The following is a 16,632-nucleotide window of genomic DNA, read 5'->3' on the forward strand; positions in this document are numbered from 1 at the left end:
ACCTCGACTTCTTCATTTCCCAGCTCCTTGCCTGATGGCTCTAAAGCGCCGGAAAATCTCACTCAAAGTGGATGAAAAAAATAGGGAGGACGTCACAGCAGCGCCATAGCCGGCGGCATGTCCTTGAGCAGCATGTCTGCCCACTCCTGCGCGATCTCGCGCCGGCGAGGCAGATAAGCAGCCCTGTTGTAGCTCGCCTCCACACCATCTGGGATGTGCGCCAGCATCAGATCGATGATCGCCCGATCGCCGGCAAGTCCTTGTGACTGGGCGCGTTCGTTCATGATCGTCTAGAAGGTCGAGCGCCAGCCATGCGGCACATGCCGCCCATGAGTGACAAGGCGATTGTAGAGGTAGCCGACAGCATTCTCGCTGATCGGCTTGTGGGCATGCCGCTGGCTAGGGAACACAAGGCGGCTGTAAGGTGCAAAGGCACGAGCGGCATCCAGCACCTCTAGCGCCTGGCTGGATAACGGCAGCATGAAGTCGAATCGAGCGTCGAGCTTGCAGTCGAGCTTGCAGTCGAGCTTGCCGTCGAGCTTGCCGTCGAGCTTGAGCTTCATACGTGCGGCAGGAATACGCCAGATTGGCTCCTCCCGATCTATTGCTTCCAGCTCTAACCACATTGTCGTTCGCAGCACGCCTTGCCGTAACGCCGTGAGCGCCAGCATGCGCGAAGCGAGCTTGGTTATGGGATGCGCAGGAGCAGCTTCGACCATTCGCAGCAGCGCGCGTGCCTCCTCGAGCGTCGCGAGGGCTGGTTGCCGTCCCTTGATCAGCGGCTTGAGGGCCGCCCGGATCGGTGCTGCCGGATCGGCAACGGCAAGACCGAGGCGATCGCATAAGAGTAGACCGCGGAGATCCGCTGGCGCACACGCCGCGCCGTTTCGATCGAGGGACGATCCTCGATCGCACGCACCACCTCCAGAACCATGGGAGATGTGATCCCCTTGATCGGCAGAGCTCCAATCTTGGGGAACACGTCCTGCTCCAGGCTTTTGAGCACATTGGCAGCATGGCGTGGCCCCCAGCCGCTCACTTGTTGACCGTGCCACTCCCGCGCCACAGCCTCGAAAGTCGCCGCCGCTTCCTCCAGCCCAATGGAAGCCAGCTGCTTCGCCTGCAAGCTGGGATCCACGCCGCTCTTGAGCAGCCGCGCCGCGTTCTCCCGCGCTTCGCGGGCCGAGCCAAGGCTCATCTCCGGATAGCTGCCCAGAACCAGCCGCTTTCCCTTGCCCGCAAAGCGAAATTTCCAGCGCAAGGAGCGAAAGCCAGACTTGGTCACGAACAGGTAGAGGCCGCGCGCATCGGCGAGCTTGTAATCCTTCTCGCCCGCTTTCGCTCTCTTGCACTGCAAATCGGTTAGCATCGAGTGCCCCCGATCGTGCAAATTGATGCCCCCACAATGCCCCCTTTTCGCCTAAGCACTTACAGGAACATATGAGATACAATGAGACGCTGGATACGCAAGAACAACCGCATTTCTGCGGCTTAAAAGACGTTATCGGATCTACTGAGAAAGGTAGCTGGCGGAGAGGGTGGGATTCGACTGATGCGGGTAAGTCTCTGATTTTCAATGGTTCATCTGCACGGAGATTTGATCCGTGCCTCATGATCTACCTCACCGTATAATCGGCAGATCTTTCAATGCGTAAGACGAAGCGTTCGATTCCCGCTCTGGCATTCGAACTCACGGGAATCCCATAAAGGCCGAGTCTCGAAATTACGACGCCTTTGCCCATCGACCTGCGATTCGTCGATTATCAATCTTCATTGCAGTCGCGATTTGCCCGCCGAAAACGGATTGTGACTCAGCCAAGGAGCCATTGGGTGCGGGAAATTCCTGCTGCTGGATGAGGCGGTAGATCATCGTCTTTCCGAGTACGACGAGGAGTTTCACCTTGTCGATCCGCAGGAGCCGGTCGCAGTCCTCGGACGAGGGTGTCATTTTGCCTTCTCGCGGGCAGTGCCCCGCGGGCAGGGACGAAGCCGCGATCACTGTCGAGGAAGGCGGACAATACGGCCGGGATCAACTCGGCGACCAGTTCCTCGGGGCCGTAGGTGTCGGTCTAGATGCGGGCATAGTCGCTGGACGAGGTGCAGGTCAGGCATCGCCATGACGTCAGCTTCACCGGCACGCGGTCCAGTATGCGGGGAAGTTTGAGTTTGAGCATCGAAGGCTCGATCTGTTCGGCTGAGCATCCGCCGGACCCTTAGGCGCCACGGGCCATACGCCTAGGGCTCTTGCGCTTCGCAGGCGTCCTGACGTCCGCAGCAGGCGCTGCACCCGCAGGCTCTTGAGCCTGTGGCGAAGAATCTGTGCCCTCGGCGCTAGTCCCCTGCGCAGCCGCATCTGCCTTGGCGTCCGACTTCTTGAACCCGCCAGGCCTGGAGCGACGCTTCGGCTTCTGCACGGGCGCTTCCACGTTCTGCTCATCAGCAGCCAGATTCGAGGCGGGAGAGGCCTCAGCTGCCGGCTTAGCGCCCCCCCTACCCCCGCTCGACTTAGCGTGTCCGGCGTCAGGTCTCGTGAGACAGACTGAGGGTTTCAGATAGAGGAGGATTTTGGTCTCGTCGCAGTGACGAAGGAACGAAGATGAGACCAAAATCCTCAAGCTTGAAGACGCCCGGCGAGAAGGTGGTGAAGGACATCCGTCGCGCAACGCGGAAGCACTATTCTGCCGAGGACAAGATCCGGATCGTGCTCGACGGCTTGCGTGGCGAGGACAGCATCGCCGAGCTGTGCCGCCGCGAGGGCATCGCTCAGTCCATGTATTATGGCTGGTCGAAGGAGTTCTTGGAGGCCGGCAAGCGGCGGCTGGCGGGCGATACCGCGCGTGCCGCTACCAGCGACGAGGTGAAGGATCTGCGCCGGGAAGCCGGCGTGCTGAAGGAGGTCGTTGCCGAGCAGGCGCTCGAGCTGCGCCTTCTGAAAAAAGGCATGATCGCGGATGGGGGAGACCTGGAATGACGTACCCCGCATCCGAAAAGGCCAAGATCATCCGGCTCGTGGAGCAATCCCACCTGTCGGTTCGGCGCACGCTGGAGCAGATCGGCGTGTCGCGCCCCACCTTCTATCGCTGGTACAATCGGTATCAGACCGGCGGGCGAGAGGCGCTGGAGGACCGGCCTTCCCGGCCGAGCCGCGTCTGGAACCGGATCCCGCAACGACATCCGCCAGCAGATCCTGGCGCTCGCCTTGGAGGAGACGGAGCTCTCGCCCCGCGAGCTGGCGGGGCGCTTCACCGACGCGACCGGCTATTTCGTGTCGACAGCCACGGTTTATCGTCTGCTCAGAGCCCACGATCTGATCACCAGCCCCGCCTTCATCGTGATGAAGGCCGCAAGCAAGTTCACCGACAAGACCACCCGGCCGAACGAGATTTGGCAAACCGACTTCACGTACCTCAAGGTCATCGGTTGGGGTTGGATGTACCTGTCGACCATCCTCGACGACTTCTCGCGCTACATCATCGCCTGGAAGCTGTGCACGACCAGGAAGGCGGAGGACGTCACCGCAACGCTGGAAATGGCGCTGGAGGCCTCAGGCTGCGACCAGGCGCACGTCCTCCACAAGCCGCGCCTGCTGTCGGACAACGGGTCGAGCTACATTGCCGGCGACCCCGCCGACTGGCTCGACGACAGGAAGATGACCCACGTCCGCGGTGCGCCCTATCATCCCCAGACCCAGGGCAAGATCGAGCGCTGGCACCAGACGCTGAAAAACCGCATCCTGCTGGAAAACTACTATCTGCCGGGGGATCTGGAGGCGCAGCTCGAGGCCTTCACCTCGGCCCGCGATGTGACGCGCGCCGCCGCCTTGCCGTTCACCACCACCGACACCCGCACCAAGCGCAAGGGCGCCTATCTGCAGGATCAGGTCAGCCTTACCGAGGCGCTGCTGCTGGTGGGCGGCGTGCGCTACGACAAGTTCGACGATGGCGTGACCACCGGCACCGGCGGCCGCGTCGACGCGCAGTCTTCCTACAGCGACAGCGACGTCACCTATCGTGCGGGCGCCGTGTTCAAGCCGCGCCCCGATGCCTCGCTCTATCTCAGCTGGTCGGGCAGTTTCGAGCCGCAGGAGGCCGCAAGCCAGAGCACGGACGTGGGCGGACCCTTCGCGCCCGTCACCGGCAAGCAGATCGAGGCGGGCATCAAGTCGAACCTGTTCGCGGGCCGCCTGCAGGCGAACCTTGCGGTCTACCGGATCGTACGCCGCAACATCCTTCAGGCCGACGTGACTCTGCCCCCGGTGAATGGCCAGGACCAGCTTCGCCCGATCGGGGAAGTGACAAGCAAGGGCGTCGAGCTGGACCTTGCCACCGACATTACGCCCGACTGGGTGCTGCTGGCGAACTACGCCTACAACGACACCAAGATCACCGACACCGTGGCCGGGCAGGCAGTGACGAACGCCGTGGGCAACCGCTTCGCCAACGCCCCCAAGCACAAGCTGGGCTTCTGGACGCGCTACCAGTTTCCGGCGATCAGCACCGCGATCGGCTTTGGCGGTGAGCATGTCTCGCGTCGGATCAGCATCTCGGGCCAGCAGGTAAAGCCCTACACCATCTTCGATGCGTCACTGACCAAGGGGCTGGGCTTCGCCGAACTGCTGCTGCGCGTCGATAACATCTTCGACAAGGTTTACGCCGCCTCCGGCTTCTCCGATCGCAGCGGCCACTTCCCCGGCGAGCCGCGGACCTTCCTGGCGGAGCTGCGCTTCGGCTTCTGACAATGGTGCGGGCAAGCGAGGCATCGAAGCTGGCGGCCAGTCCGGCGAAGCGGAAGAAGGGCCGCTCGCTCTGGTGGATCGTGCATAGCTGGCTGGGGCTGAAGCTCTCCATCTTCCTCAGCTTCATCCTGCTGACCGGTACGTTGGCCGTCTTCGCGCATGAGATCGATTGGTTGGTGACCCCGGCGATGCAGGTCACGCCCCAGGATGCCCCGCAAGCCTCGTGGGGCAAGCTGGCGCAGGCGGCCGCCCGCACCGATCCCAGCGCCCGGCTGCAGACGCTCTACGCGCCGATCGACCCGTGGTTCGCGGTCGAAGCCTGGATGGATCACGGCAAAGGCGCCCCCTCGCGCGTGTACATCGATCCCTGGACGGCGCAGGTCACCGGCACGCACGGGTGGGCCAACGTGCATCGCTTTCTGCGCCAGGTGCACCGCCACCTCATGCTGCCCACCAGGATCGGCATTCCCATCGTCTGCTCGCTGGCCCTGCTGCTGGCGACTTCGCTGGTGACCGGCATCGTCACCTACAAAAAGTGGTGGCGCGGCTTCCTGCGAAGGCCACGCGGAGGCGATGCGCGGAGGCTGACAGGCGATCTCCATCGGCTCGGCGGCCTGTGGAGCATGTGGTTCGTGGCCCTGATCGCGGTGACGGGCATCTGGTATCTGGTCGAGACGCTCGGCGGCCACGCCCCGGTGCCCAAGCTGCCGCAACTCACCACACCGGCGCCACTCCCCACCGGCCCTGCGCTCGATCGGATGGTGGAATTGGTGCAACGCCAACGGCCGACGCTGCAGATCCGCGAGATCCGCTTCACTCAGGACAATGGCTTGATCTTCCTGGGCCAGGACCAAGCGTGGCTGGTGCGCGACCGCGCCAATGGCGTGGCGATCGATCCGTCCACCGGCCGCGTGGCCATGTCCCTCGACGGCCGCGACCTCAGTGTACACCAGCGAATCTCCGAGATGGCGGACCCCCTCCACTTCGGCACTTTGGGCGGTATAGCGACCAAGATCATCTGGTTCGTCTTCGGCGCCCTCTTGACCGCCCTCGCCGTAACCGGCGCGACAATCTACACCCTGCGCCTCGCCAAGGAAGGGCAGGCGGTCGAGCGCAACCTCAGGGTCGCGTGGACGGGAATGGGCGCCTGGGCCTACGTCTGCACCGCGCTCGTCCTGCTCGCCCTAGCACTTACGCCGGGAGCAATCGTAGGCGCCAGTTAGTCGATCAACCATACTGACCTGCAACTGGTAGATTAGCGCAGCTGTCGCCAACAAAGCCGACATTCACCGGCATTGGCTGTCGTTTCTATAACTGCCGTTCATTCATGCGGGCTTGCCTGCGCTTCAATTGCGTGTCTGTCTATGCGGCCGCCTCTCGCGCAAATCTGCCCGGCGGGCAGCCTAGCCGTTTGCGGAAAGCGGTGCTGAAGGCGCTGGCCGATTCATAGCCAATTTCCTCGGCGATCCGGTCCAGCGACTTGGATCCTCGCGCCAGCGCCTCCTTCGCCAGCGCCATCCGCCAGCGCGCGAGATACTCGATCGGCGCGCAGCCGATTAGCGCGCCGAACCGATCCGAAAAGGCCGAGCGTGACATGCCGCTGATGCCGGCGAGCCCGGCGACGGTCCAGCCAGCGCGCACGTCAGCATGGATAGCCCGAAGCGCCCGGGCGATCGCCGGGTCTCGCATGCCGCTGAGCAAACCTGCAACCGCACTTCCATCAGTCCCAACGCCTTGCCACCGCAAGGCCTCTATAAGGAGCGCTTCCAGCATCCGTTGCAGGAACAAATCCCTGCCGGGATGGTCGTCGGCGCATTCTTCGGCAAGCAGGTCGATCAGTCGACCGAAGCGCGTGGCCTTACCCGCCGAGGTGGGGATATGAATGCGGTCGGGCAATAGGGAGAGGAGCAGCGGCGCGTTCACTCGCTCGAACGCGAAACTGCCGCCCAGCGCCACGAAATCAGGATCACCCTCCTGCTCGCCATGGCGGACCGCCTCGCCGCGTGGTTCGACCGGCTCGCACTGCACGTCAAGTGCGCTGCTCAGCGAAAAGGCAGGCGTAGCGGGCAGCAACAGGAAATCGCCCTGGACGAGACGAAGCGGTTCCTCTCCGTCAAAGGTCAGCCAGGCTTCACCGGCAAGGACGATTGTGAAGCCCGGCGCATCATGGGCCGCATAGCGCACGCCCCACATTCCCTTGCCGGAGATCGGCTTCGAGACCGCCGCGCCGGGCCGCAACAGAGCGATCACGTCACTCAACGGGTCCATAATATACGATCCATAATAATATTCAGACTATGAATTATAGATCGTATCATCCTGCCTGTCTATCTGTCGCTCATCGACCAACCAATGGAGACAGGCAATGACCGACACGATCCTCATCACCGGCACCTCGTCGGGCTATGGCAAGGCCATCGCCGAGCACTTCCTGAAACAGGGCTGGAACGTCATCGCGACAATGCGCCGCCCCGAAACTGCCGCGTTCGAAGGTGATCGGAGCCGCCTGCGCGTATTGCCGCTCGACGTGACCGACGCCGCTAGCATCGCGGCGCTGATCGAGGAGGCGGGACCGATCGACGTGCTGGTAAACAATGCCGGCGTCGGCGCGGTCGGCGCATTCGAGGCGACTCCTATGGCGCTGGTACGCCAGCTCTTCGAGACCAATACGATCGGCGTGATGGCGATGTGCCAGGCGGTCATCCCGCAGATGCGCGCACGTCACGCGGGTACCATAGTCAACGTCACCTCCAGCGTGACGCTCGGCGCCTTCCCGCTGGCGGCAGCCTATACCGCGAGCAAGCAGGCCATTGAGGGCTTCACTGGCTCGCTGGCGCTGGAACTTGCGCATTTCGGCATCCGCACGAAGCTGGTCGAACCCGGTTATGCGCCCACCACGCGGTTTGCCGCCAATGCCATCATCCCGGTCGATCAGCTTATCCCGGAGGACTATGCTTCGTTCGCGCAGCCGATCATGGAGGCGTTCGGCACCGTGGCCCTGACGACGAAGGAGAGCGACGTCGCCGTCGGCGTCTGGAACGCCCTGCATGACGGTAGCGGACAATTGCACTTTCCAGTGGGTGCGGATGCTGTCGCGCTCGCGCAAGCATGCTGAGCCGACGCCTATGTGATTGCCGGGGATGCTGCGTTAAACCAGTGTCCCCGGAGCCGCACAGCCGCTGGGCGGGTGCCGCCCAGTTTTCGCCGTTCAGCTATCGTGACGGCTTCCCAGGAGCGGACGCCCTCAGCGTTCGTTGCTGATCCCGAAGCGTTGATGCTGCCGATCATCGCGATGGCCATTTCCAGCTTGGGCAATCGGCCTGGGAAACAACGGTCTCGCCAAGTTCTTTTCGAAGCTCGATCAGGGTGCTTTCGGCGTATCGTTCAAGAGCGGTGACTAACCTGGAGGCGTGCGACACGACCACGATCTGGCACCGTTCCGAAGCCTTGATGAGCAGCCGCGCAAGCGGATCGAGAAGGTTCGGATGGAGACTGGCTTCCGGCTCGTTCAGGATCATCAGCTCCGGCGGCCGCGGCGAGAGCAGGGCGGCAGCCAGCAGCAGGTAACGGAGCGTGCCATCCGAAAGTTCGGATGCAGCCAACGGGCGAAGAAGGCCGTGCTGCTGCATCCTGACCTCGAAGCGGTCGCCGACGGACAGCGTCGCGCCATCGAACGCATCGGCGACAGTATTTCTGAGCGTCTCAGCGTCGCCGATCTCGATGATCGTCTGGACGGCAGCGCCAATGTCCGATCCGTCGCTGGCGAGGACGGGCGTGAACGTCCCGACCTGGGGTTGCCGTGAGGGGGCGCCTCGATCCGTGCGCAGGTCGTCGTAGAAGCGCCAGGCGCTCATTCGTCCGCGCAGAAGCAACAGCTCCAGGCCGTCGCTGGCATCGGCGCAGTGAGTCATCATGCTGTCAAACGCGGGCAGGTCACGGAAGCTGTCGCGCCAAGCACCCGTTTCGCTATTGCGTACGCGGACGAGCTGGCCATGCCGATCCGCCACCACGTTCGCCCGTCCAAGGACCGTCCCTGTCCAAACGGCTTCTACCTTGATCTCCGGATCATGCCCGAACCGGGTGCCCGACGGAATGGGCAATCCAAGATCGATCGCGTAGCCGAAATCCTCGGAAGAAAAGCCCAACTTGAGGCTTACAGGCCCACTTCGCACGGTTCCTTGAACGGGTTGTGCACCGGTACGCATCTCTCGGCTGAACTTTTGCGGTCCTGCCCAGAGTGTCGAAACCAAACCACCTTCAGCAGCCAGGGAAGCAATGGCGCGGCCCTGAGCCACGTCGGAGAGCAATCTCAGCGCTCGGTAAAGGCTGGACTTACCGCTTCCATTTGCGCCCGTAATGACGTTGAGCCGCCCTAGCGCGAGCCTCACCTCGCGCAGGGAGCGATACCCGGAGACAGCGAGGCAGTTAATCATGCGACCGTTGCTACCCAGCCAAAGGGCCGCTTTCCACCCCCTTATTGCCGTTCCCGTTCGCCGAGTGCCTAGCGTACGATTCCGGACATTCTCTCACCGGACCCCATCTTCAGAAGCGACGCCAACGAAATTGACAGGGCAAATCGGAATCGCACTTGGTAGGTAAGATCGTGACGAAGGCCTCCCTCGGATCCACGCTTTCCCGCTTTTTCATTCCTCGATCATTACAGTGATCTTGTCTGCAAGGTCCGCCATCACGAACGGTTTTGTGAGCACCTCCATTCCGGGTTCAAGATGGCCGTTGCCCACGGCAGCATTCTCAGCATATCCCGTGACGAAAAGCACCTTTAGATCCGGACGCATGATCCTCGCGGCGTCCGCCACCTGACGGCCGTTCATGCCGCCAGGCAGTCCAACGTCCGTGATCAGCAGATCGAGCCGTGCATCGCTCGCCAAGATCTTCAAGCCTGACGGTCCGTCCTCTGCCTCAAGCGCTCGATAGCCAGCTTCTTCCAGCACCTCGACGATGAGCATGCGGACCGTGGGCTCGTCATCGATGACCAGCACCGTCTCTCCGGCGCCAGTCTCCTGTATCGGCCCGCCGTCCTCCACCGGCTCCTGGTCCAACGCCCCGGTGTACCGGGGTAAATAGAGGCACATCGTCGTACCGTGACCATCCTCGGTGTAGACCCGGACCTGCCCCCCCGACTGCCGGACGAATCCGTGGATCATGGAGAGGCCAAGCCCAGTCCCCTGACCGATAGGCTTGGTTGTAAAGAACGGGTCGAAAATCCGCTCAACTATACCCTTCGGGATCCCGGTTCCGCTGTCGGTCACGCAGATCGAGATGTACTGACCGGGGGGTAGATCGCGTTCGAGGCCGGCGCGCCCATCCAGCCACTTGTTAGCGGTTTCAATCGTGATCAATCCGCCCACAGGCATGGCGTCTCGGGCATTGATAGCCAGGTTTAGCAACGCACTTTCAAGCTGGGCGGCATCGACCTTCGCCGGCCAGAGGCCGGCCGCACCGACCACCTCCAGTCTAACCGAGGGTCCGATCGTTCGTCGGATCAAGTCTTCCATTCCCAGCACAAGTCGGTTCACGTCGGTGGGCTTGGGGTCAAGCGTCTGACGGCGCGAGAAGGCCAATAGGCGCTGCGTCAAGGCCGCGGCGCGTTGCGCTGAGGTTTGCGCACCCGCAATGAACTTGTCGATGCCCTGCGTTCGGCCTTGGGAGAGCTTGCGCTCAATGATTTCCAAACTACCCGAGATCCCGGCAAGCAGGTTGTTAAAGTCGTGAGCAATGCCGCCAGTCAGTTGGCCGATTGCTTCCATCTTTTGCGCCTGGCGAAGAGCTTCCTCCACACGAGCTCGCTCTGCAACGGCTTCCTGCACCCGCTGCTCCAAAGTTTCGTTCAGTTGCTTCAGCTCGCTATAAAGACGAGCGTTGTCGACGGCGATTGCCGCGTGCGCTGCGATCCCTACCATGAGTTCCTCATGGTGTTTCGAAAATTGGCACGGTTCCGGGTGCCCGAAGAACAGTCCCCCGATCACTTCACCAGAGCGTAACTGGACCGGGACTGCGAGATAGCTGCGAACCGGCAAATGCCCGTTAGGCATTCCCTTGTGTGGGTCGTTCTTGCCGTACCTACTGTGGAGGAGGATGTCGTCGGACCGAATTACTCCCTCGCCCTTGAAGGTGGGGCCAAAGACATCAGTGGCTCGCGGCATGCCGAAGCGCTCGAATTGTGACCTCTCGGCGCCAGAGAGCGTATACAGAGCGTACTTCTCACCATCCTCTCCGACGCGGTTGTAAAAGAACGCCCCAAAGTGTGCACCGGTAAGCTGGACGCCCGCGTCCGTGACCATTTGCACGATCCGCTCCAGCTCGATTTCGGCTGCAAGCGCCTGCCCGGTTTGGTTCAGGGTTTCGAGAGTGCGACGTTGCTCCTGTTCTGCGGAGATCGGCCTGGCTTCGATGATCGTCCCGATCGGAATGCCGTCATCGTTCTCAATCGGACTTGCCGTAAACGCCACGGGATAGAAGCTGCCGTCCTTGTGGACGAATACTTCTTCACCCTGCATCTGCGCCCGTTCTGGGAAGGCTCGATCGATCGGGCAGTCCTCCAAGGGGTAGTGCCGCCCGTCCGGGTACTTGTTGTGGATCACATCGTGCAGCGGCCGGCCTTGCAGTTCGGCGAGGCTGAACCCGGTGAGCCGCTCAGCGCCCCTATTTGCAAAGACGCATTGCTGTTTTTCATCCATGACGAAAATGGCCATGGTCGTATTGTTCACGATCGCTTGGTAACGGCGAACCGGATCATTCAAGAGCGCTGAGACCGAAGCCATTTGTGTCTACCTCTGCTGCAGTCGGGCGTCTGCTCCTCGCCTGTGAAGGACAAGGTTTAACGGGTCATCAAAAAACGCCTTCCAACGCGTTTCCACACAGCCTCCACCACCTATTGCCGTTCCTCTCCGCCGAGGCTTAGCGTACGATTCCGGACATCCTCTCACCGCCCCCCCACCCGAGCAGTTTGGAAAGGCGAGAAGCTTTCGCGAGGATCGTGGATCTGTCGATTCAGTCCAGCAGAGCAGCGATCGCTGCTCGGTGCGCCACGCTTCGCTGATGTAAAGTGAGCTGATAGAACGACCACTTACCCGGGACTGCTGGCCTAAAGCTGCCGGACAGCCTGCCACCAGTTCACGTCGGAAGCCACTCGTCAGCAAGCGGCCAATGAGAGCCGGTCACAGAGCCTGGTGGCAATGCTCATAAGCCGCCGTTCATTCATCCTGCACGCGATGGCGAGGAGATAACGCGAGCGTTCTCCCCTTTACTATCTCTGCGGCGACCTCGGCTGTGACCGCTTTGGAATACAGGAAGCCCTGTCCATACCGGCAGCCAAGCTCGCGGAGATGTTGCTCTTGCTCCCGGGTTTCTACACCCTCCGCAATGACCTCGATGTCAAGGCTGCGCCCCAGATTGAGAACCGCGCCGACGATCGCCGCATTGTCGGGATCCGTCTCCATGTCTCGAACGAAGCTCTGATCAATCTTGATCACGTCGACTGGAAAGTCTTTCAGGTGACGCAGGGAGGCATAGCCTGTCCCGAAATCATCGAGGGCAATGCTGACGCCTTCCTGACTTAGAAGCTTGAGCGCGCGATCGACATACTCGGAGCCCCGCCCCAAGAAGACCGTTTCGGTCACCTCAAGCTGGAACCGGTTTGGCGGCACGCCGGCGCGATCGAGGCATTCCAGCACACCTTCGGCGAAGTTGTTACGGCGAAACTCCGCTGCGGACGCGTTAACGGCGACGTGGTGAAAATCGAGCCCCTGGTCCAGCCAATTGCGCATATCCAAGATCACCTGCGCTACCATTTGGTCACTGATCTTGGCAGCGAGATCAAGGTCGTCGAAGGCGGCTGCGATCGTGGAGGGGAGCTGAACACCGCTATGGCTGTCGCGCCATCGCAGTAAAGCCTCGAAGCCATAGACCCGGCGGGTCTCAAGTTCGACCTTGGGCTGGTAGTAGGGTACAATCCTTTCGTTGCGAATAGCGCCACATGCCAAATTCAGCATCGACTGCCGCGCCTTGATTTCGGCCCGATGTTCAGCTTGGAAGACCATCGCCCTTCCTCGACCCTGGTTTTTTGCAACATAGAGCGCGATGTCGGCGCTCTTCAGCAGCTCCTGCGGGGTGGCGCCATGTTGCGGGAAAACAGCGGCGCCGATTGTTGCGCTGCAATCAAGCCTGCGTCCCTCATGGTCCAGCGGAGCGCGAATGCTCTCTAACAGTCGGCATGCGAGCGTATCTAGTTCATCCGCCGAGGTGATGCTCGGCATGAGAACAGCGAACTCGTCTCCGCCGAGCCGGGCGAGCTTTGCACTGGATGGCGCGACCTCCCGCATACGTCTCGCGACGGTAGCGAGAAGGTGATCCCCAACATCATGCCCTTCGATGTCGTTGACCTGCTTGAAGTTGTCGAGGTCGAGCAACATGAGGCCAAGCTGGCTGCCGCCTTCCCGGATCGCTGTGACCCGCCTTGACAAGACCTCCTGGAAGGTCGCTCTGTTCATCAGCCCTGTCAGAGCGTCGCGGGTGGCGGCCCGGACCAGGGCCTCTTGTGCCTCCTTACGTCCCGTAACGTCGCGAGCTATTGCGACTAGCTTCGTGAGTGTTCCGTCCGTCAGCACAGCGGAAATCACAACGTCCCACAGCTTGACCACCCCGAGCCTAGTCGGCGTGGCTTCTGAAAAGCTGCCCGTGCCGCCAGAAAGCGCCTTCGACATCGCAGCAGAGACGGTCTCCCGCGCCTCTCGGGGCCAAAAGGAAATCCAGTCAAATCCATAGAGAGCCGAAGGGTCCACTAGGCCAACCGCCCGCGCTCCAGGACCATTTATGAACTCGAATTTTCCGTCGAGACCGATCAACATGACGCACTCTGTGACAGCTTCCACGATGCTCCGGTTCAACGCCTCGCTTTGCTGAAGGGCAACATCCGTGAGCTTTCGCGCGCTCAAGTCCAGCAAAGACCCGACGAGCCGACTAGGTTGCCCTGACGAGTCGCGAACCATGTGTGAGCAAGCATAAACGTTCGCGTAAGTCCCATCTGGCTTACGGAGCCTGTACTCGACCGCAGCCTGAGACTGATCGCCTGCTGCCAGGCTCCGCATCTCGCCAAGCACCATCTCGGCATCGTCAGGATGGATCTTGTCGTAAAGAGATCTCAAGCTCTCAAGCTCATGCGGGGCATGGCCGAAGCATCGGTCAAAAGCGTCATTCCAGCTGAGGTTATCGGTCTTGAAGTCCCACTCGTAGACAAAGTCCATGGTAGCACGAGCGATCAGCCTATAGCGTTCCTCGGCTTCCCGAAGCCTCGCCTCCGCTACCTTCCTCTCGTTGATGTCCGTGACGATACCCGCGAGGTAACGTTTTGGCCCGTGACCCGCCTCGATGGCAGTTGCTTTCGCATGTATCCATCGAACGATGCCATCTGCACGAAGGGCGCGACACTCGACGTCAAACGGCTTGTTGTTGTCAATGCAATGCACAAGGCTCAGCCGCACTCGCTCGCGGTCATCTTCATGGATTGAAAAGCCCGCGCCACACCCGGGAACAGGATCACGTCCGAAGATCTGACTTGTGACAGCATCCCAGCTGATAAGTCCGGTGACGAGGTCGTGCTGCCAGGTGCCGACCCCAGCCCCGGCGAGGGCTTTCGCCAAGAATTCAATAGTGCCGAGCTGAAAATCCGGGTGCTCCAGCGCAACAACCCGATGCAGAAAGGGATCGCTGCCCTTCCCCAGATCCATCCCCCACTCCGACACGTCCATTTGCCCCAAGAAAGAAAGCGTAGGCTTCCCCGGTTAATATTCTTTGTTTAGCGCCGGATGTCATAGCGTGACGCCATATCGTTTTAGCCCCCGCCTTTTGAAGAATGTAGCATTTGATGTAAATTGGCCGGAACGTATCGGTCACAATGGTAGCCGTTGCGACTAGCAGTGTCCGGGCAAGCAAAAGGCCGCAACGAAAGGCACCAACCGTCGTCGGTCTGACGGCTCCTAGTTGTAGCGGGCGAGTGGCTGATTTGGGCCGGATTCGGGTCGAGCTGGCGCGACAGCACGCCCTTTGAGGTTAACGGCGCGACTCGGTTTCACGCTCACCCTGAAGCCAACCTAGAGTGCGCGCGCGAGATCACGACCGATCTTGTCGGGGTCTTGAGGTTGGGAGCGATCACGGCGTCTCGCCTGTCGTATGATGGGAGCGGAGTGTAGCCAAGTACCGCTTCCGACCGATACAGCCTATTCCCGATAGGCTCTGAAAATTAATATGGTGCTCCCTGGTGCGAGCGGACGATCGGAATAGGCCGGCGAGAGGTCCGCTATCTTCGTGCCCGCTCCGATTCCGGACAGTCCGTTCTCCACCCACGTTGAGCCATTCACAGCAGCGGAGCATCATCCAAAAGCGGACCGGCAGCTCGCGCCGACATCCACGTCGTTCAGCGTCCTGATTGCGATACCAGAAACCCGCCGTTCGTTCATCTCCAAGAGCAAGCGTCCAAATGACGGGGCTTGGGACTAAGCCGCCATTCCCCTCTGCGAGCAGCAATGGTGGTGTTCGCCTGAAGCGGTCATAGCCAGTTAGATCGATTGAAAGCGCTGAATGCCTAAGTTTGGGACAGAGCCGCCGTTCGATTCGGTGCCGACCAGCGGCAGCTTCCGTCAGAACCAGACATTCGTCGCTTGGCCCTCCTGCGACGGGGTGCGAACAAAGCTGGCCTATTTAGGACCGGCTGCTCTTTAAAAAGTCGCATAGCCGAGGCGGCCATTTGCGTCTCGACCTCTCTGGCTTTTATTTGGAGCAGCCGCGAGAAATACCGTTTGTAAACTACGACAGCTGGGTTCCGACCCTTGTCGCGGGTCACTATAGCAACCCGATGATCCAATTCCTCAACTCAAATGCCGGTGCTGTGACAGCGCTTGCCACGATCGCCTTGCTGATAGTAACCGGCTGGTACGCATGGACGACACGCGCTTTACTGCGGGAGGCTGAAAAGACGCGCCTGATGGCCGGGGAGCCGCGAGTCGTTGCCTACCTTCGTGTTCACGAGGTTCATACGAACATGGTGCAGCTTTGCGTCGCCAACCTGTCTGGGGCTGCTGCCGCCGGTGTTACGGCCTCGATTGAGAGGATCACAGAGTGGCCGCTACGGTTTGACCTTGAGAACTCCAAGCTGTTGCGAGACCTCAAGTTTCTAAGACCAGATGAGGTCTTGCGCTTTGATCTAGGTTCGGGACCGGACCTCTTCCGAGGCGACGAAGCCGCCGTGTTCCGGGCGCACATTGCGTTCGAGAGCCTAGATGGCCGCAAATTCACTTTCGACGACACTCTCAAGATTGAAAGCGTCACCGGCCATGGCAACTGGCGTATATATGGGATCGATGATGTTGCCCGAATGCTCAAGGACATCGCCGACACGTTAAAGTCAGTTACAGGCATTCAGCGCCTGAAAGTCGACACTTTCAATGGGGCTGATCGTCAAGAAGAGCGACGGCTTCGGAACGAGCAGAGGGAGCGCTTCAAAGGAGCGCAGCAGCAACCGGGCCCGGATCCGACATCGACTTCCGCTGATCCACCGAAGGCCTAGAACTGAGGGGCGAGGCTCGCTTCACGCCGATCGGCGATACGCCAGTGCCGTGAAGCAAGGATGCACGGCCGAAGACGAGGCCTTGCGTAAGGCTGCGCAATCGGTGCTTTTGAGCAAACGAGTGCTTAAAAGATCGAGATCGCTAGCTTTGGGTGCCCCGAATGGGAGGCCGCTGCCGACGGACTGCTAGAGGGCAGGCGATAATCAGTTCTGGCATGAGCAGACGTTCAATCGTCGATTACTAAGTGTCTCGGACTGGTCGACTGCCTCCGGAGGGTCTTGGGACTTTGTGCTCCGTCCGGTTTGGAGTGGCCGA

The 16,632-nt window shown here is 61.0% G+C and carries 11 protein-coding genes and 1 pseudogene; 4 read left to right on the plus strand and 8 right to left on the minus strand.

Annotated elements, in window-relative coordinates; all coding sequences use genetic code 11:
* Nucleotides 1-92 precede the first annotated feature (92 nt).
* From ABVV53_RS00005 to ABVV53_RS00020, 4 genes are all read right to left on the minus strand, one after another.
* Nucleotides 93-284: a hypothetical protein gene (locus ABVV53_RS00005; protein WP_353982271.1), complete on the minus strand. Its 192-nt coding sequence runs from the start codon at nt 282-284 to the stop codon at nt 93-95.
* A gap of 6 nt (nt 285-290) precedes the next feature.
* Complete coding sequence (locus tag ABVV53_RS00010; protein WP_353982272.1) at nt 291-719, minus strand: site-specific integrase; 429 nt, start codon at nt 717-719, stop codon at nt 291-293.
* A gap of 56 nt (nt 720-775) precedes the next feature.
* On the minus strand, nt 776-1,369 hold the full coding sequence (locus tag ABVV53_RS00015) for a tyrosine-type recombinase/integrase (protein WP_353982273.1): 594 nt from the start codon (nt 1,367-1,369) through the stop codon (nt 776-778).
* A 354-nt stretch (nt 1,370-1,723) separates the two neighbouring features.
* A complete protein-coding gene (locus ABVV53_RS00020; protein WP_353982274.1) occupies nt 1,724-1,948 on the minus strand; it encodes a helix-turn-helix transcriptional regulator in 225 nt (74 codons plus the stop codon).
* A 648-nt stretch (nt 1,949-2,596) separates the two neighbouring features.
* Here ABVV53_RS00020 and ABVV53_RS17260 point away from each other — a divergent pair.
* A pseudogene (locus tag ABVV53_RS17260) lies at nt 2,597-4,735 on the plus strand (IS3 family transposase).
* Between the two features lie 2 nt (nt 4,736-4,737).
* On the plus strand, nt 4,738-5,958 hold the full coding sequence (locus ABVV53_RS00040; protein ID WP_353982275.1) for a PepSY-associated TM helix domain-containing protein: 1,221 nt from the start codon (nt 4,738-4,740) through the stop codon (nt 5,956-5,958).
* A 139-nt stretch (nt 5,959-6,097) separates the two neighbouring features.
* On the opposite strand, the gene ABVV53_RS00045 is transcribed toward ABVV53_RS00040, so the two are convergent.
* Entirely contained in the window at nt 6,098-7,003 is a 906-nt protein-coding gene (locus ABVV53_RS00045) for an AraC family transcriptional regulator (RefSeq protein WP_353982276.1), read from the minus strand.
* Between the two features lie 97 nt (nt 7,004-7,100).
* Here ABVV53_RS00045 and ABVV53_RS00050 point away from each other — a divergent pair, with 97 nt between their 5' ends.
* The gene (locus ABVV53_RS00050; RefSeq protein ID WP_353982277.1) at nt 7,101-7,850 is read left to right on the plus strand and encodes an SDR family oxidoreductase; all 750 of its coding nucleotides are present in this window, start codon (nt 7,101-7,103) and stop codon (nt 7,848-7,850) included.
* 169 nt (nt 7,851-8,019) lie between these two features.
* Here ABVV53_RS00050 and ABVV53_RS00055 read toward each other — a convergent pair whose 3' ends face one another.
* The 3 genes from ABVV53_RS00055 to ABVV53_RS00065 form a co-directional block, all read right to left on the minus strand.
* Complete coding sequence (locus ABVV53_RS00055; protein WP_353982278.1) at nt 8,020-9,168, minus strand: AAA family ATPase; 1,149 nt, start codon at nt 9,166-9,168, stop codon at nt 8,020-8,022.
* 210 nt (nt 9,169-9,378) lie between these two features.
* Nucleotides 9,379-11,517 (minus strand): ATP-binding protein, encoded by a 2,139-nt coding sequence (locus tag ABVV53_RS00060; RefSeq protein ID WP_353982279.1) that lies wholly within the window; start codon nt 11,515-11,517, stop codon nt 9,379-9,381.
* A 432-nt stretch (nt 11,518-11,949) separates the two neighbouring features.
* Nucleotides 11,950-14,502 carry a sensor domain-containing protein gene (locus ABVV53_RS00065; protein ID WP_353982280.1) on the minus strand — a complete coding sequence of 851 codons (2,553 nt, stop codon included), beginning with the start codon at nt 14,500-14,502 and terminating at the stop codon, nt 11,950-11,952.
* Nucleotides 14,503-15,605: 1,103 nt separating this feature from the next.
* Here ABVV53_RS00065 and ABVV53_RS00070 point away from each other — a divergent pair.
* Nucleotides 15,606-16,316: a hypothetical protein gene (locus ABVV53_RS00070; protein ID WP_353982281.1), complete on the plus strand. Its 711-nt coding sequence runs from the start codon at nt 15,606-15,608 to the stop codon at nt 16,314-16,316.
* Nucleotides 16,317-16,632 lie beyond the last annotated feature (316 nt).

Origin of the sequence: Novosphingobium kalidii (genome assembly GCF_040534015.1) — a bacterium.
GTDB classification, from domain to species: domain Bacteria; phylum Pseudomonadota; class Alphaproteobacteria; order Sphingomonadales; family Sphingomonadaceae; genus Novosphingobium; species Novosphingobium kalidii.